13 protein-coding genes are annotated in these 16,166 nt (G+C 65.8%); 9 read left to right on the top strand and 4 right to left on the bottom strand.

Features of this window, described 5'->3' with window-relative positions:
• Window positions 1–89: 89 nt before the first annotated feature.
• Window positions 90–1,019: a sigma-70 family RNA polymerase sigma factor gene (locus tag ACLV7J_RS00285; protein ID WP_411867136.1), complete on the top strand. Its 930-nt coding sequence runs from the start codon at window positions 90–92 to the stop codon at window positions 1,017–1,019.
• Here the strand turns inward: ACLV7J_RS00285 and ACLV7J_RS00280 are convergent.
• Together ACLV7J_RS00280 and ACLV7J_RS00275 are read right to left on the bottom strand one after the other, a co-directional pair.
• Window positions 1,004–1,795: a DUF6671 family protein gene (locus tag ACLV7J_RS00280; protein WP_411867135.1), complete on the bottom strand. Its 792-nt coding sequence runs from the start codon at window positions 1,793–1,795 to the stop codon at window positions 1,004–1,006. The two genes, ACLV7J_RS00285 and ACLV7J_RS00280, sit on opposite strands and share 16 nt — an antisense overlap.
• Before the next feature lie 4 nt (window positions 1,796–1,799).
• Window positions 1,800–3,155 carry a cation:proton antiporter gene (locus ACLV7J_RS00275; protein ID WP_411867134.1) on the bottom strand — a complete coding sequence of 452 codons (1,356 nt, stop codon included), beginning with the start codon at window positions 3,153–3,155 and terminating at the stop codon, window positions 1,800–1,802.
• Between the two features lie 352 nt (window positions 3,156–3,507).
• On the opposite strand from ACLV7J_RS00275, the gene ACLV7J_RS00270 reads away from it, so the two are divergent.
• Genes ACLV7J_RS00270 through ACLV7J_RS00260 form a run of 3 tightly spaced genes read left to right on the top strand, consistent with a single transcriptional unit; the run spans window position 3,508 to window position 5,408 of the window.
• The gene (locus tag ACLV7J_RS00270; RefSeq protein ID WP_411867133.1) at window positions 3,508–4,506 is read left to right on the top strand and encodes a sodium-dependent bicarbonate transport family permease; all 999 of its coding nucleotides are present in this window, start codon (window positions 3,508–3,510) and stop codon (window positions 4,504–4,506) included.
• A gap of 36 nt (window positions 4,507–4,542) precedes the next feature.
• A complete protein-coding gene (locus tag ACLV7J_RS00265; protein ID WP_411867132.1) occupies window positions 4,543–4,857 on the top strand; it encodes a P-II family nitrogen regulator in 315 nt (104 codons plus the stop codon).
• A gap of 59 nt (window positions 4,858–4,916) precedes the next feature.
• A complete protein-coding gene (locus tag ACLV7J_RS00260; RefSeq protein WP_411867131.1) occupies window positions 4,917–5,408 on the top strand; it encodes a phosphate-starvation-inducible PsiE family protein in 492 nt (163 codons plus the stop codon).
• A gap of 93 nt (window positions 5,409–5,501) precedes the next feature.
• Here ACLV7J_RS00260 and ACLV7J_RS00255 read toward each other — a convergent pair whose 3' ends face one another.
• Window positions 5,502–6,368: a DUF6671 family protein gene (locus ACLV7J_RS00255; RefSeq protein ID WP_411867130.1), complete on the bottom strand. Its 867-nt coding sequence runs from the start codon at window positions 6,366–6,368 to the stop codon at window positions 5,502–5,504.
• A gap of 728 nt (window positions 6,369–7,096) precedes the next feature.
• Between ACLV7J_RS00255 and ACLV7J_RS00250 the strand changes: the two genes are divergently transcribed.
• The 5 genes from ACLV7J_RS00250 (at window position 7,097) to ACLV7J_RS00230 (ending at window position 15,223) form a co-directional block, all read left to right on the top strand.
• The gene (locus ACLV7J_RS00250; protein WP_411867129.1) at window positions 7,097–8,437 is read left to right on the top strand and encodes a CmpA/NrtA family ABC transporter substrate-binding protein; all 1,341 of its coding nucleotides are present in this window, start codon (window positions 7,097–7,099) and stop codon (window positions 8,435–8,437) included.
• 97 nt (window positions 8,438–8,534) lie between these two features.
• Complete coding sequence (gene ntrB / locus ACLV7J_RS00245; protein WP_411867128.1) at window positions 8,535–9,356, top strand: nitrate ABC transporter permease; 822 nt, start codon at window positions 8,535–8,537, stop codon at window positions 9,354–9,356.
• 116 nt (window positions 9,357–9,472) lie between these two features.
• A complete protein-coding gene (locus ACLV7J_RS00240) occupies window positions 9,473–11,464 on the top strand; it encodes a nitrate ABC transporter ATP-binding protein (RefSeq protein ID WP_411867127.1) in 1,992 nt (663 codons plus the stop codon).
• A gap of 80 nt (window positions 11,465–11,544) precedes the next feature.
• Window positions 11,545–12,387 carry a nitrate ABC transporter ATP-binding protein gene (locus ACLV7J_RS00235; RefSeq protein ID WP_411867126.1) on the top strand — a complete coding sequence of 281 codons (843 nt, stop codon included), beginning with the start codon at window positions 11,545–11,547 and terminating at the stop codon, window positions 12,385–12,387.
• Entirely contained in the window at window positions 12,365–15,223 is a 2,859-nt protein-coding gene (locus tag ACLV7J_RS00230; RefSeq protein ID WP_411867125.1) for a cyclic nucleotide-binding domain-containing protein, read from the top strand. The genes ACLV7J_RS00235 and ACLV7J_RS00230 overlap by 23 nt, the downstream gene beginning before the upstream one ends.
• Here ACLV7J_RS00230 and ACLV7J_RS00225 read toward each other — a convergent pair.
• Window positions 15,163–16,107, bottom strand: a complete 945-nt coding sequence (locus tag ACLV7J_RS00225) for a helix-turn-helix domain-containing protein (RefSeq protein ID WP_411867124.1) — start codon at window positions 16,105–16,107, stop codon at window positions 15,163–15,165. The two genes, ACLV7J_RS00230 and ACLV7J_RS00225, sit on opposite strands and share 61 nt — an antisense overlap.
• Window positions 16,108–16,166: the final 59 nt, after the last annotated feature.

Genomic DNA, 16,166 nt, shown 5'->3' with positions numbered 1-16,166 from the left:
GCCGCAAAGCCCGTAAGGTTTGCCGAATTCTTTTCAGACATCCCCCGATGCCTGCGCCACAGAAGCTCCCCAGCGGCGGCTGCGACGCAATGACTCAGCACCTGCGTGCCATCGGCCGCATTCCCCTGCTGACCCCCGACGAAGAAATCAGCCTGGCCCGATCGGTGCAGACCGGGCGGCGACTGCTGGAACTGGCCGAAGAGATGAAGCTGCGGGCCGGCGGCCTGGAGCCGAGCCTGGAGGCCTGGGCCGTGGAGGCCGGCCTGACCGTGCGCCACCTGCAGCGCCAGCTGCGCCTGGCCGAGCGGGCCCAGACGCGCATGGTCACCGCCAACCTCAGGCTGGTGGTGAGCGTGGCCCGCAAGTACACCTTCCGTCAGCTGGAGCTGGAGGACCTGATCCAGGAGGGCACCCTCGGCCTGATCCGGGCCGTGGAGCGCTTCGATCCCAGCCGCGGCTACAAGCTGTCGACCTATGCCTACTGGTGGATCCGCGAGGGCATCACGCGGGCCCTGGCCGACAAGAGCCGCACGATCCGGCTGCCGGTGCATGTGGGCGACACCCTCAGCAAGCTGCGCAAGGCCCAGCACAGCCTCTGGCAGCAGCTGGGGCGGGCCCCCGGCGTGGATGAACTGGCGGACGCCACCGGACTCAAGCCCCTGGACATCCGCGAGACCCTGTTCCGCGCCCAGCAGCCGGTGAGCCTCGATGCGGGGCTGGGCGGCCACGACGACAGCCATCTGCTGGACCTGCAGGCCTGCGACGCTCCCCTGCCCGACGATCGCCTCAGCCGCCAGCTTCTCAGCCACGACCTCGAGCAGCTGCTGACGCGGTTGCCCGACCGGGAGGCTGAACTGCTGCGCCTGCGCTACGGCATCAACCGCCCGGAGCCGATGACCCTGAGTGCCGCCGCCCGCAGCCTGGGCGTCACCCGCGACACCGCCCGGGGCATCGAGCGCCGCGCCGTGGCCGCAGTGAAGGATCTCTCCGAGCGGGTGATCGACTACCTGGAGGCCTGAAGCCTCAGGGGTTGCAGTAGGGACAGTGGGCCGGGTCGGCAGCCGTGAGCCGGTCCCGCCGGGGCAGTGAGAGCCGCGCTGGCCACCAGGCCCCAACCCGGGGACCCGCAGCCGGGGCAGGCTGAACCCAGGCGCCGCACCAGAGCTACACCCAGGCGGCGAATCGAGCGCATCCGGGTGGGATTGCGATGGGCCCGCATGTCAGTCTCGAGCCAGACCTGCCCCAGGGAATCGAGCCGGCGGCAGGCCGCGAGGGCGTCATGGAGGGCAACAGGGTGAATGAGATCTTTGAAGACGGGCCCCTCAGGCCGCTCCAACGGACGGGCGATCACCCCATGGGAGGGAAAGCCCACCTGCTTCAGCCAGGCTGACGGATCCTGCTGTGGCCCGAGTGTCATCTGGGCATAGTTGGTGCGCCAATCCAGGCGTTGCTCCACCAGGCTGAGTGGGAGATCGAGATCCACGAACACCAGCAGTTCCTGCCCCACGGCCAGCAGCGGCACCGCTGGGTGGGGGCCAAAACTAGCCTCGCTGGCCAGGCCGAGCCGCAAGCCGGTCTGCTCGAGACCCATCAAAGCCTTGCGGCGGCAGGTGGTGAGGGCATCGTCGAGGCGCTGCACCTCACCGCTGAAGGTCCCCAGGCTGTCGGTGTCGCAGGTACACACCTCCATGGTCACCCCCAGGCCTGCGGCAAAGGGAAGGGCCAGGGCCCGCTGCTTGCCGTGCTGGGTGGCGAGGCAGAGCCGCTGCCCCGCATAGGGCGAACCCAATGGCACGGAATCAGGCCGGCTGTTCGGCGGCCACCGTTGTGCCCTCTCCGGGTTCGCGAGGAATCACCAGCCGCAGCAGGATCGGGGCCAGGAAGGTGGTGCCAATCACCATCAGCAGGATGGCGGCCTCCAGGGCGGGCGTGAGGATGCCGGCCTGACTGCCCAGCCCCAGGAAAATCAGACCCACCTCACCCCGCGGCATCATTCCCAAACCCACTACCAGGCGGTTGGTGGGTTCCTTGCTGAGGTAACTCCAGCCGGCCGCCACCTTGCCGGCGATCGCCACTGCCAGCAGGAAAGCGGCCACAACCAATCCTTCCCGGTTGGCCGGGTCCAGGGGGTTGAGCACCGAGAGATCCAGGCCCGTGCCGATCAGCACGAAAAACACCGTGGCAAACAGGGCCACCAGTGGCTTCACCGCCGCATCGATGTCATGGGTGTGCTTCGAGGCGCTGAGGATCAGCCCCGCGGCAAAGGCCCCCAGGGCCGCCTCCAGGCCAATGGCCTGGGCCGCAAAACAGCACACGGTGAGCACCAGGAAACTGGCCACCGCCACATCGCCGGGCGCCTTGAGCCGGTCCACCACCCAGTCAAAGGCTGGGGCAGCCTTGCGGCTCAGCACCAGGGCCACCGCCACGAAGACCACCGCCGCCAGACACAGTTTCAGCACAGGGCCGAGGCTGAATGAACCGCCTCCCACCACCGCCACCACCACGGCCAGGATCACGATGCCGATGATGTCGTCGAGCACAGCGGCGCCGATCACGATCTGGCCTTCCTTGCGCTTGAGCCACTTGAGCTCGCCGAAGACACTGGCAGTGATCCCGATGGAGGTGGCGGTCATGGCCGCCCCGGCAAAGACAGCGGGAACCAGCGGCACATGAAAAATGAAAACCAGGCCAGCTGTACCCAGGGCAAAGGGCAGCACCACCCCAGCCACCGCCACGGTGCTGGCCTGCAGTCCGACGGCCACCAGCTCATCGAGCTCGCTTTCCAGACCCGTGAGGAACAGCAGCGCAAACAGGCCCAGCTGGGACACGGCCTGGAGGTTGGGGAAGGTTTCGCTGTAGACATCCTGCACCGCCTCAGGACTGATCTCGGCCAGGGAGCCCACCAGCGCTGTCACGCTGGCAGCGAGCTGGGCCTGGGTTTCGGGCGGCACAATCAGGTGCAGGCCTGACACCCCAATCAGCACCCCGGCCACCAGTTCACCCAGGATGGTGGGCAGCTGCAGCCGCACCATCACTTCAGCGATGGCGCGGGCGGCGAAGAAGATCACCACAAAGCGGCCCACCTGAATCAGGGTTTCCGCCACTTCAAGTTGGTGGGAACTGAACTCCAGCAGAAGCGGGGGAAGGGCGAGCATCGCAAACAGAAGGGGTTGTGGATTTATAGGGACGGTGGCCCTGACCTTGGGGCGGCACAGCCAATGAGACCCTGAATTTCCCTATCGGGGAGGGGGCATCGATCAGCAAAGACCGACCAGCTGGAGCAGGGCTAAGAAGGGCCGCCATGGCGCAGGGCGCTCATGGGCAGAGCGGACCACAACTGGGTTGAACCACCGCGACCCAGTTTTTGGGAACACTGCCTATTATCCGGCGCGCACTGCCCCCAACCGACCCAATCAATACAGCCTCAATAGGAGCTCAACCCAAGTTCGCGGCAAAGCTCCTAAACTCCAAAAGCCGTAGTCTGAACGCACAAAAAGAGGACTTGACTTGACAGACTTCCTCCCTCTCTTCATCGAGCAACTTCAATCGCCAACCCTAGGCTTCCTGATTGGCGGCATCGTTGTCGCCGCACTTGGAAGCCAGCTGGCCATTCCTGACTCCATCTACAAGTTCATCAGCTTTTTCCTGCTGATGAAGATCGGATTGACAGGCGGTATCGCGATTCGCAATTCGAACTTCTCCGAAATCATTCTCCCCGCCCTCGGCGCCGTGGGGATTGGCATCGTGATCGTCTTGATCAGCCGTTACACGCTGGGAAAACTGCCAGGCATCAGCGTGCCCGACGCCGTTGCCACAGGCGGACTATTTGGCGCGGTGAGTGGCTCCACCCTTGCAGCGGTGCTGCCTCAGCTGGATACCGCCAAGGTTCCCTACGAGGCCTGGACGGCTGCGCTCTATCCGTTCATGGACATCCCGGCCCTGGTGGCCGCAATCGTGATGGCCAGTTTGTACATCAGCAAGAAAACCGGCAATACCTCCGAAAAAGTTGAAATCTGGCCGATCATCAAAGAGAGCCTGCAGAGTTCGGCCGTCACAGCCATGCTCCTGGGCGTAGCCCTTGGCATCCTCACCAAGCCAGAGCCGGTCTATGAAAGCTTCTTCAACCCTCTGTTCCGCGGCTTCCTCGCCGTTCTGATGATCATCATGGGAATGGAGGCCGCCCAGCGCATGAACGAGTTGCGCAAGGTCGCCCAGTGGTTTGCGATCTATGCCTTCTTTGCTCCGATCGTGCATGGATTTCTGGGTTTCGGTGTTGGCCTGATCCTGCACAAGCTCACCGGCTTCAGCATCGGGGGCTCGGTGGTTCTGGCCGTGATTGCGGCTTCCAGCTCTGACATCTCCGGCCCGCCCACCCTGCGCGCTGGCATCCCATCGGCCAATCCCTCGGCTTACATCGGTGCCTCCACGGCCATCGGCACCCCAGTGGCGATCGCGATCTGCATCCCGCTGTTCATTGGCATTGCCGAAATGATGCTCGGCCGATAACAATCTCACCCAATCACTTATTCACGAGCTAAACTCATGAGCCAACAAGTCTGGAAGCTGGTCATCGTTGCCGAAGAAATCCTCTCCAAAAAGCTGACAAAGCTCATCAAAGACGCGGGCGCCACCGGCTATACGGTGAACGCAGCTGGAGGGGAAGGCAGCCGCAACGTGCGCTCCACCGGCGAACCAAGCGTGTCGCACACCCTCTCCAATGTGAAAATCGAGGTACTGACCGGCACCCGCGAGCTGGCAGACAAGATCACCCGTGAGATCGAAGCCAAGTTTTACACCGACTTCTCGATCATCACCTACATTTATCCAGTTGAAGCCCTGCGCGATCACAAATTCTGAGGCCGCTTCCAGCAAGTAGCTGTTACCGGCTTTTCTGAAGCCCGCTTATGCACCCTTGCATGGGCGGGCTTTTCTATTGTTTACCACTTCGCCATTCCACCATTGACGGCATGAAGTTTCTCGACGACGATCAGTTCCTTGGCGGAATCCACAACTATGAGCGACAACTTGCAAAGCTTCTAGCCCTGTTACTGGCCGTTGTCATTGGCTTCGCCGTCCTCGAACTGGTCTTCGAATCCAGCATCAAGATTGCCCAGTTTCAGTCGAATTGGTTTGATGGAGGCCTGATCAGACTGCTCGATCGGCTTCTGATGATTTTTATCGCCCTGGAAGTCCTCCAAAACGTGACGGCCTATCTCCGTGATCAGGTTGTACAGATCGAACTGGTGCTGCTCACGGCCATGACGGCCATCGCCAGAAAAGTGATTGTGCTGCCGCCAGGCACGGAAAGCAAGCCCCAGCTCATGGCAGGCTTTGGGGTGATTGTGGTGGGCCTGGCTGCTGCCTATTGGCTGGTCAAATGGGCCCGACGTGATCAGCAATCAGCCTGATCCAGGCCCAACAGCAGCCTGGATGGCGACCTCACGGACTCGACCGTGAAGGATCTCCCCGGTGGATGATCGATGATCTGGGAGCCAGGACCCTCATGGATTGCAATAGGGACAGTGGCCGGGATCAGCGGCCGTGAGCCCATCCCGCCTTGGCAGCAATCTGCGATGGGAACAGGCCACACAGCCGAACTCCTCCAGCTGCACCAGCTCGGTGGCCAGCCCGCAGGCCCGGCAGGGCAGTCCAGCGCGGGTGCTCACCAGGCCCCAGCCCGGCGCCTCGCAGGCCGGGCAGGTGGCGCCCACCCGCCGCACCAGCCGAAAGGCCAGGCGCCGGATCGATGCCATGCGGGTGGGATTGCAGTGGGCGCGCATGTCCGTTTCCAGCCAGGCCAGACCAAGCGGGGACAGGTCCACCGCCACCGCCATCCACTGGGCGAGCTCGGCAGCCCCATGGATCCCCTTGGCCAGCCACGGGAGGGGGTCGGCACGCTCACCGGCATGGGGCCGGACCATCAGGGCATGGGAGGGGAAGGCCACCTGGCGCAGCCAGGACGCACAGGACTCGGGATCGGCAGCGGTGCAGGAGCCGAAGTTGGTGTGGCTGCAGAGCATCGGCTGGGTGATCACAAAGCCGTCACGGCGATCCACCAGCACCAGCCACTCCTGGCCCATGGCCAGGAAGGGAACCGCGGGATGGGGCCCGAACGAGCCCTCACTGGCGATACCGAGGTCGAGATCCAGGGCCTCCAGAGCCGCCTCGGCCTTCAGGCGGCAGGTGGTGGGGGCATCGGCGGATCGGACCTGGTCCCCGGCAAAGCTGCCGAAGCGGTCGGTGTTGACCGAGGCCGCATGGCGGAGGGTGAGGCCCAGGCCGTGCCGGAGCGGCCTGGCCAGGACCTGCTGCTTGCCATGCTGGGTGGCCAGGGCGATCAGACGGCCGGCATAACGGCGAGACACCATGCCGGCAGAGGAGCGGTGGCGCAGGGACGTTAGAGACTGGCAGCACGATCTGGGTCTGATGCGTAGCCCTGGCCTGAGTGGGATGGCAGGAGATGGTCCACAAAAAAGCCCGCCACCGCTGTGGTCAGCGGGACGGATCTCCAGGACAGGAAACCCTAGGAAGGGTCAGGGGACGATGGTTCTCACACCACAGCACTGGGAGGATTCAACCGTCGGAAACCCGGCTGTTCCAACTGCTGCTCGTACTGGCGGAACGGTTCGGACGTGTCAGCAGCCCTGGCGTGAGTCTGTCGTTCACGGCGATGAATCTCGCCCACCAGCAGCTGGCGGAGAGCGCAGGCTTGACACGGGTCACCAGGTCCAAAGCCCCCACCACGGATCGGAGAGAAGGGCGACGTTGCAGGGAGGGTCCTGACAATCTGCTGCGCCTCACACCCGAGCATCCATGGCAGCCGGAAGCCGGAAGATGCCAGCCGAAACGACCAGACACCGGGCACTGATAATCCCAGCTTATAAACACAGTCAGCAACGCCAAGCCAACAGTCTCCCCAACCCCAAAGAGACGACCCCTAACGTTCCGGGACATTCAATCCACGGAGCTGAAGCCACGCCTCTGCGTCCCAGTCTTTGCCGTTAGCTCTACATGCACCGCAACAAGTCAAGAGCCAGTCATGAGGCTTGGCTCTCGCTTTTCTGCGCTCCTCCCTTCTTATCCAAGCCGATTCTCCATGACCAAGCGTCGCTCCGTCCTGGCCCTGGTTGCAGGAACTCTCTCCAGCTCCATCCTGCTGACGGGCTGCCTCGGTAACCCACCCAGCAGGACAGGCTCCACCAGCTCTCCCCCCATCGCCCTCAACACCCAGGCCGCGTCCCAGCTGGAAACCAAGAGCATCAGCCTGGGCTTTGTGCCCATCCTCGAGGCAGCTCCACTGGTGGTGGGTGTGGAAAAGGGCTTCTTTGCCAAGCATGGCCTGGATGTAAAGCTGAGCAAGCAGGCCAGCTGGTCGGCCGCCCGCGACAACGTGGTGCTGGGGTCCACCGGGGGTGGCATCGACGGCGGCCAGTGGCAGCTGCCCATGCCCCAGATGATCAGCGAAGGCGCGATCACCAATGGCAAGAAGGTGCCGATGGTGGTGCTGGCCATGCTGATGAGCCAGGGGAATGGCATCGCGGCCGCCAACTCCGTCAAGGATGGGAACCTGACAGTTGATCTGAAGACGTCGTCGCCTGGCTTCTTCCAGACGTTCAATCAGAAGGAAGGTCGGAGGTTCCGGGCCACCTACACCTTCCCCAAGGCCAACCAGGACATCTGGATCCGCTACTGGCTGGCCGCCGCCGGGGTGAACCCCGACAAGGACGTGGAACTCCTCACCGTGCCGGCACCGGAAACGCTGCAGGGGATGAGGAACGGCACGATGGAGGCCTTCTCCACGGGGGATCCCTGGCCGTCTCGGATCAGCAGAGACGACGTGGGCTATCTGGCGGCCACCACGGCCCAGATCTGGAAGGCCCACCCCGAGGAATACCTGGCGGTTCGCTCGGACTGGGTTGACCAGCATCCCAAGGCTGCCGTTGCCCTGCTCAAGGGACTGATCGAGGCGCAGCAGTGGCTGGACAAAGCCGAGAACAAGGATGAAGCCGCCAGCATTCTCAGCACCCGCAAGTGGTTCAACGTGCCCCTGCCCGTGCTGCAGCAATCACTCAAGGGTCAATACAAAATGGGCCCCAAGGGCACACCCGTCACCAACCCGAAGCTGGGGCCGCTCTATTGGAACAGCGATCGCGGTGTGATCTCCTATCCCTACAAGAGCCTCACACTCTGGTTCCTGGTGGAGTCGCTGCGCTGGAAGTTCTACCCCGGCACGCTGGACAACCTCCAGGAGGCCCAGGCGATCAACGACAAGGTGACCCGCGACGACCTCTGGTTGGAGGCCGCCAGGGAGCTGGGTCTGCCGGCCAAGGACATCCCGACGTCGCCCAGCCGCGGCAAGGAGGTGTTCTTCGACGGCACCGTCTACGACCCCAGCAATCCCCAGGCCTATCTGAACAGCCTCAGGATCAAGCGCTGATCCCGTGGGGAGCACCATCGGGATCCCCTGCTGTGCAACTGCCGCTGCGTTGCTCCCCCTTCCACTCTCCGTTCATCCCCCACTCCAGGACACTGCCATGACCACAGCTCCCAGCTCCGGCTTCAACCTCGCCCAGTGGTGGAAGCGCAGCCGCAAGACCATCCTCCCCCCCCTGTTCGGCATCGTCGGCTTCCTGCTGTTCTGGCAGCTCAGCGCCAGCCTCGGCCTCACCAAACTCTCCGGCCCCCTGAGCCTGTGGACCGAGGAGCGCACCCGTGAAATGCTGCTCTATCCCTTCTTCGACCGCGGTGGGCTCGACAAGGGTCTGTTCTGGCACACGATGAGCAGCCTCAGCCGTGTGGCCCTGGGCTATTCCCTGGCAGCGGTGGTGGGGATTGGTGTCGGCATCGCCGTGGGGCTCAACCAGGCCCTGAACCGCGCCTTTGATCCCCTGTTCCAGTTCCTGCGGATGGTGGCACCCCTCGCCTGGGTGCCGATCGCCCTGGTGATGTTCCAGCAGAACCAGCCGGCGGCAATCTTCGTGATCTTCATCACCTCGATCTGGCCGATCCTGATCAATACGGCTGAAGGCGTGCGTCAGATCCCGCAGGACTACCGCAACGTGGCCCTCGTGCTGCAGATGTCGAAGAAGCGCTTCTTCACCAAGATCCTGATTCCCTCGGCCCTGCCCTACATCTTCACCGGCCTGCGCATCTCGATCGGTCTGGCCTGGCTGGCGATCATCGCCGCCGAGATCGTGATGCCCGGCACCCCCGGCATCGGCTTCTTCATCTGGGATGCCAACCAGAACGGCTATGTGTCCGAAATCGTGCTGGGTGTGATCTGGATCGGCGCGATCGGTCTGATCCTCGATCGCCTGATGGCCTGGCTGCAGACCCGCATCGCCGCCGGCCGCTGAACCCCTCCCAGATCTGCGCCCCCTGCTGAGGGGATCGTGCGGGGCCGATCGCCACAGCCCAGGGCCCCGCTCACAACCTTGACCCACCCTGCCTGGTCCCTTCGGACTGCCATGCCATGACGACACTGGTTGCCGTTCAAGACGTTGCCAAGGACTTCCCCCTGCAGGGGGGAGGCAACTATCTGGCCCTCAAGGGCATTGATCTCGAGATCCGCAAGGGGGAGTTCATCTCCCTGATCGGCCACTCCGGCTGCGGCAAGAGCACCCTGCTCAACATGATCGCCGGTCTGGATCTGCCGACGGGCGGCACGGTTCTCCTGGATGGGGAGACCGTGAAGCGGCCGGGTCCCGACAAGATGGTGGTGTTCCAGAACTACTCGCTGCTGCCCTGGCTCACGGTGCGCGAGAACATCGCCCTGGCCGTGGATGAGGTGATGCCGGATCTCCCCACGGCTGAGCGCAACGCCGTGGTGGTGGAGCACATCGCCATGGTGGGCCTGGCCCATGCGGCCGACAAGCCCCCGCTGCAGCTCTCCGGCGGCATGCGCCAGCGGGTGGCCATCGCCCGCGCCCTGGCGATCAAACCGAAGCTGCTGCTCCTCGATGAGCCGTTCGGGGCCCTCGATGCCCTCACCCGCGGCAATCTGCAGGAGAAGCTGATGCAGATCTGCAACGAGCACGCCCTCACCGCCGTGATGGTGACCCACGACGTGGACGAGGCCGTGCTGCTCTCCGACCGGATCGTGATGCTGACCAACGGGCCTGGCTCGAAGATCGGCGACATCCTCGAGGTGGACATCCCCCGGCCCCGCCAGCGCCTGGAGGTGGTGCACCACCCCAGCTACTACAGCCTGCGCTCCGAGATCATCTACTTCCTCAACCGCCAGAAGCGGGTGAAGCAGTGGCAGGCCAAGCCCCACAAGGTGCTGGCCCGCCATGGCCTGGAGAAGGTGAATCTCGACCTGGGCTTCATCCCCCTGGCCGCCTGTGCCCCCCTGGCGGTGGCCGAAGCCAAGGGCTTCTTCAGCAAGCACGGGCTCGATGAGGTGCAGCTGGTGCGGGAGACCAGCTGGCGCGGCATCACCGACGGCCTGCTGGATCGGACCCTCGATGCGGCGCTGATGCCCTCGGGCATGCCCACCTGGATGACGGCCGGCGGCCACGGTGGCAATCCCACCCCGATCGTGACGGCCCTCACCCTGAGCCGCAACGGCAACGGCATCACCCTGGCCAGTCGGCTCGCCGAACAGGGCGTGAGCAGCGTGGCCGACTACCGCGACTACCTGCTGCGCACCAACCGGGACGCCCACACCCTCGGCATCGTGCATCCGGCCTCGATGCACAACCTGCTGCTGCGCTACTGGCTGGCCTCGAACGCGATCGACCCCGACCGCGACGTGCATCTGCAGACCATTCCGCCGGCCCAGATGCTGGCCGACCTCAAGGACGGCTCCATCGACGGCTACTGCGTGGGTGAACCCTGGAACTTCCGCGCGGAACGGGAAGGCCACGGCTTCCCGATCGTGGGCGACATCGAGATCTGGGACGGCCACCCCGGCAAGGTGCTCGGCGTGCGCGAGGACTGGGCCCTCGCCTACCCCAACACCCACATCGCCCTCACCAAGGCCCTGCTCGAGGCCTGCCGCTACTGCGCCGATCCGGCCCACTGGGACGAACTCAGTGCGCTGCTCAGCGACCGGCGCTACCTGGGCATGAAGCCGGAGCTGATCCGCTTCGGCGTGCCCGCTGGCGACCAGGACAATCCCCACGGCACCGCCCACACCCTGTTCTTCGGCCCCGGCGTCAACCGTCCGAGCCGCAGTGAACACCTGTGGATCCTCACCCAGCTGGCCCGCTGGAGCGAGATTCCCTTCCCCCGCAACTACGTGGAGATCCTCGAGCGCGTGTGCTCCGTGGGGGTCTACAGCACGGCCGCCCGCGAGCTGGGCCTCGACGATGTGTCGTACCAGCGCAGCGGCATCGAACTGTTCGACGGGGTGCCCTTCAACGCCGACGACCCGATCGGCTACCTCAACGCCCTCTCGATCCACCAGGACTTCAGCGTGGCCGAGATCCCGGTCGGCGTTCCCCGCAGCCTGGCGACCTGAACTCGCCGTTGGCTCCCCTCCACTCCAGCCCCCGCTCGACTCCCCGCTCCCACCTCCCGTTCCATCCACCGCGCCTCGCCATGACCTCCACCCTGCGGTCCCACCAGCCCAGCGTCCCCACGGCTGCTGCCCCCCTGCTCCGCTTCGAGCAGATGGGCATGGCCTACCCCACCCCCAAGGGGCCCTATCCGGTGCTCGAGAACGTCAATCTGGAGGTGCAGGCCGGCGAGTTCGTCTGCCTGATCGGCCACTCCGGCTGCGGCAAGAGCACCCTGCTCAACACCGTGTCCGGGTTCGCCAAGCCCACCAGCGGTCAGGTGCTGCTCAGGGGCCAGCCGATCCAGCGGCCGGGCCCCGACCGCATGGTGGTGTTCCAGGGCTATGCCCTGCTGCCCTGGTGCTCCGCCTACGAGAACGTGTATCTCGGCATCGACTCGGTGAAGCCGCAGCTGAGCGAGCGGGAGAAGCGTGAGATCGTGATGGAGCACCTGGAGCTGGTGGGTCTCACCCAGGCAGCCGACAAGGTCATCACCCAGCTCTCCGGCGGCATGAAGCAGCGGGTGGCCATCGCCCGCGCCCTGGCGATCCGGCCGGAGGTGCTGATCCTGGATGAGCCCTTCGGCGCCCTCGATGCGATCACCAAGGAGGAGCTGCAGGGGGAGCTGCTCAAGATCTGGAACACCCAGAAGTGCACGGTGCTGATGATCACCCACGACATCGACGAGGCCCTGTTCCTTGCCGATCGGCTGGTGATGATGACCAACGGCCCTGCGGCCGGCATCGGTGAGGTACTGAGCATCGACTTCCCCCGACCCCGCAACCGGGAGGACATCATGGAGGATCCTCTCTATTACGAGCTGCGCAACAGCGCCCTGGACTTTCTCTACAACCGCTTTGCCCATGATGACGACGAAGCCGCCTGAATCCGGGCAGCACCTGGGGCAGGCAGCCGGGGTGCCGGAGCGGCGGATGCATGCCATCCGCTGGTTCCTCACCACGGGCTGGCTGCTGATCGTGGGCTCCCTGCTCTACGACCCCTGGACGCCCCAGCTGACCCAGCGGGATCACCCCTGGAGCCTGTTCCGCCTGCCGGAGACCTGTGTCTCCGTGCAGGGGACCTGCGTGGTGGAGCAGCCCTATGCCCTGGGCACCACCCTGTTCTGGGGAGCCGTGGTGCCGGCGGCCATCTTCATCCTGCTGGTGTTCGGCCATGAGCTCTGGCGGCGCATCTGTCCGCTGGCATTTCTCTCCCAGATCCCCAGGGCCCTTGGCCTTCAGCGGCAGCTGAGCAGCCTGCAGGCCAAGACCGGTCAGGTCCGCACGACGCTCGCCAAGGTGCCGCCCGATTCGTGGCTGGCGAAGCACTACGGCAAGATCCAGTTCGGCTGGCTGTTCGTCGGCCTGTGCGGCCGGATCCTGTTCTTCAATGCCGACCGCGTGCTGCTGGCCGGCTGGCTGCTGCTCACGATCGCAGCGGCGGTTCTGGTGGGCTGGCTCTACGGCGGCAAGGCCTGGTGCCAGTACTTCTGCCCGATGGCACCGGTGCAGAGCATCTACTCCACGCCCTCGGGCCTGCTGGGCAGCAAGGCCCATCTGAGCCCGCAGCCCATCACCCAGTCGATGTGCCGCAGCACGCGCCCGGATGGCAGTGAGCAGAGTGCCTGTGTGGCCTGCCAGCAGCCCTGCATCGACATCGATGCCGAGCGCATGTACTGGGCCAGGCTGGAAACCCGCCAGTTCAGCTTCGAGCGCTATGCCTACGTTGGCCTCGTGGTGGGCTACTTCGTTTACTACTACCTCTACGCAGGCAACTGGGACTACTACTTCTCCGGCCTCTGGGTGCGCCAGAGCGATCAGCTCAGCACGCTGCTGAGCCCGGGCTTCTATGTGTTTGGACAGGCGATCAACATTCCCCGGATTGTGGCGGTGCCCATCACCCTGGGCCTGTTCACCTGGGGCGGCTGGCACCTCGGCCGCTGGCTGGAGCACCGCTGGCGCCATCACGCCCATGGTCAAGGGGTGGAGCAGGCCAGAACCCTGGTGCGGCACCGGGTGTTCGTGCTCGCCACGGTGCTGGTGTTCAACGTCTTCTTCCTGTTCGGCGGTCGGCCAATCCTGCTGCTGCTGCCGGGCTGGGTTCAGTATCTGTTTGATCTGGCCATCGTGGCCACCAGCACCCTGTGGCTGGTGAAGGCCTGGCGGCGCAGCCCCGAGCTTTATAGCCGCGAGGGCCTCTCGAGCCGGTTCCGCAAGCAGCTCGACAAGCTGGGCCTCGATCTGGGCCACTACCTCGAAGGCCGCTCCCTCGGAGATCTCAACACCCACGAGGTGTACGTGCTGGCCAAGGTGCTGCCGGGCTTCAGCCGCCAGAAGCGCCACGAGGCCTACAAGGGGGTGGTGCGCGAGGCGTTGGAGGAGGGCTACGTCAATGCCGCCAGCAGCCTTGAAGTGCTGCAGCAGATGCGGCGGGAACTCGGCATCAGCGACGACGAGCATCAGCAGCTGCTCGAAGAGCTGGGGGTCGGGGATCCTTCCCTGCTGGATCCGGCCCAGCGCCGCAGCCTCGAGAACCAGATCCGCCTCAGTGGCTATCGCCGCTCCCTGGAGCGGCTGATGGCCCTGCAGACCAACGATGCCGTCGCCCGGCGGGCCCTGCAGCGGGAGTACGCGATCTCGCCCCAGGAGGAGGCGATGGTGCTCGGCGACCTCTCCCCCAGTGCCAGTGCGGCCCAGAAGGCCCAGGTGCTGGTGCAGCGGCTGCCTGATCTCATCGACGCCTACCGCTGCCTGCACCAGCCGAACCTGCGGGAGTCACCGGTGGTGCTGGCCCTGCTGAGCGATCACCTGCGCCAGCGCAAGGAACTGGCCCTGCGCACCATCCTGGATTGCCTGGTCACCCTGCAGGACGATCCGGCCGTCGTCCCCCTCGTGGCCGCGCTCCAGCAGGCCTCCCCCCTGATCCTGCAGGAACTGCTGGCCGAGGGCGACTGGGCCGCCAGGTTGCCGGCCGAGGTGCGCCGGCAGCTTTCGGAACCGGGAGCGCTGCCCGCCGTCTGCTCCATCGCGATCCCGCTGAGCCGCAGCGTGGGCCAGCTCGAGGGCCTGGTGCGGGACGGCAACGCCATCGTGGTGGCCTCCGCCCTGTTCCTGATCACCCGGCTCGACCGCGAGCGGGGGCTGGCGCTGGCCGCGGGGATCGCGGCGGCCGGTGGCGCCGATCTGACGCGGAACACAGCCCGGTGGCTGCTGGCCAACCCCGACCAGGCGCCGGATCTCTCCGACAACCCGGACCTGGAGAAGCGGGTGTTTCTGGCCACGAGTGACTTCTTCCGGCGCACCTGGGTCGACAGCCTCGAGGCCCTGGCCGAGCAGGCCGAGATCCGCAGCTACGGCCGCGGTGAGGTGATCACCGCCGCGGGCGACACCTGCCGTGAACTGCTGCTGCTGATTGAGGGGGCCGTCACGATCCACCGCCAGAGTCCCGACGGGGTCTGGGTGGAGGAGCTCCGGCCTGGCCAGGTGGTCGACGAGCTGGAGGTGCTCAGCCATGGAACCGTCGACTCCCCGATCGTCGCGGACGCGGAGCGGAGCCGCCTGCTGGCCCTGCCCGTGGATGCGTTCGACGCCGTCCTGGACCACGATCCAGACCTGGCCCGCCGGGTGATGGAGCTGGAAAGCCGCCAGCTGCAGCGGCTGCTTCAGCTGGGGGCTCCGGCACGGCGGGTGCGCCGCGGCGACTCGCCGCACCAGAGGCGGTAGTCGGCGGCGGTGGCCCCGCAGGCCAGCAGACCCGCCTGCGCCATCAGCTCGGCGATGCTGTGCTGGTGTTGCGCCGGATCCTGCAGCAGGCGGCGCAGCCGGCGCAGGCGCAGACGCCTGGCCTGGGCCATCGGCGTGCAGCCCAGCTCCTGCTGGAAGCTGTACTGCAGCGTGCGCACCGACACGCCCAGGGCCCGGCCCAGGTCAGCCACGCTGAACCGCTCGGCCAGGTGCTCCGCCATCCACTGGCACGCCTCCAGCACGAGGGCGCGGCGACGCGAGGCCGCCGGCGGGCCCTGCCGCGCATCGGGGGGCTGGCGCCACTGCCGCAGGGCCTCCACCAGCAGCGCCGCGGCCTGGGCGGAGCCCTGGGGTTGCCAGGCCGCGGCCTGCGCCAGCTGCAGGCCCGCTGCGATCAACTGGCGCTGGAGCCGGCCCTGGACCAGCAGGGGGGAGGTGGGCGCCGGGCCATCGAGGTGAGCTGCCGGGATCAGGATCGACACCCCCGTCACCGCCTCGGTGGTGGTGCCCCGCAGGACGTCACCGGGGCGGACCAGCAGGCCCAGGCCCGGTTCCGCCAGCAGCTCCACACCGTTGACCTGCTCCAGGGTCAACCCCTGCAGCGGCAGCCAGAGCACGCCGTGCCCACACTGCTCCCGCACCAGTTCCAGGGCGCCTCGGCCGTGCAGCAGCAGCACCTGGAACTCCTCCACGGCTCCGCAGCGGATCTGGGACTCAAAGGGCACCGAACCGGCCAGCAGGCGACTGCGGTGGTGGCCGAGGGTGCTGGCCACCAGGGCCTCCCACTGGTCGAAATCGTGGCTGTGCAGAACGGTGCGCAGGCCCGGGGCCTCCCGCAGCAGCTGCGGCTTCAGAGCGACCAAGGGGCTGGCGTGGATGGCGGCATTCTGCCCGGGGCCTCTGGCGTGGATCTGGCGATGGC

Origin of the sequence: Vulcanococcus limneticus LL (genome assembly GCF_943369875.1) — a bacterium.
Classification (GTDB): Bacteria; Cyanobacteriota; Cyanobacteriia; order PCC-6307; family Cyanobiaceae; genus Vulcanococcus; species Vulcanococcus limneticus_A.
This window is presented reverse-complemented; position numbering and strand designations above follow the sequence as displayed.

What these genes read in the sequence shown, in the direction of transcription:
- ACLV7J_RS00285 (WP_411867136.1), top strand. Translation starts at nt 90, where the DNA reads ATGACTCAGCACCTGCGTGCCATCGGCCGCATTCCCCTGCTGACCCCC.
- ACLV7J_RS00275 (WP_411867134.1), bottom strand. Translation starts at nt 3,155, where the DNA reads ATGCTCGCCCTTCCCCCGCTTCTGCTGGAGTTCAGTTCCCACCAACTT.
- ACLV7J_RS00265 (WP_411867132.1), top strand. Translation starts at nt 4,543, where the DNA reads ATGAGCCAACAAGTCTGGAAGCTGGTCATCGTTGCCGAAGAAATCCTC.
- ACLV7J_RS00260 (WP_411867131.1), top strand. Translation starts at nt 4,917, where the DNA reads ATGGGCGGGCTTTTCTATTGTTTACCACTTCGCCATTCCACCATTGAC.
- ACLV7J_RS00255 (WP_411867130.1), bottom strand. Translation starts at nt 6,368, where the DNA reads ATGGTGTCTCGCCGTTATGCCGGCCGTCTGATCGCCCTGGCCACCCAG.
- ACLV7J_RS00250 (WP_411867129.1), top strand. Translation starts at nt 7,097, where the DNA reads ATGACCAAGCGTCGCTCCGTCCTGGCCCTGGTTGCAGGAACTCTCTCC.
- ntrB (WP_411867128.1), top strand. Translation starts at nt 8,535, where the DNA reads ATGACCACAGCTCCCAGCTCCGGCTTCAACCTCGCCCAGTGGTGGAAG.
- ACLV7J_RS00240 (WP_411867127.1), top strand. Translation starts at nt 9,473, where the DNA reads ATGACGACACTGGTTGCCGTTCAAGACGTTGCCAAGGACTTCCCCCTG.
- ACLV7J_RS00235 (WP_411867126.1), top strand. Translation starts at nt 11,545, where the DNA reads ATGACCTCCACCCTGCGGTCCCACCAGCCCAGCGTCCCCACGGCTGCT.
- ACLV7J_RS00230 (WP_411867125.1), top strand. Translation starts at nt 12,365, where the DNA reads ATGATGACGACGAAGCCGCCTGAATCCGGGCAGCACCTGGGGCAGGCA.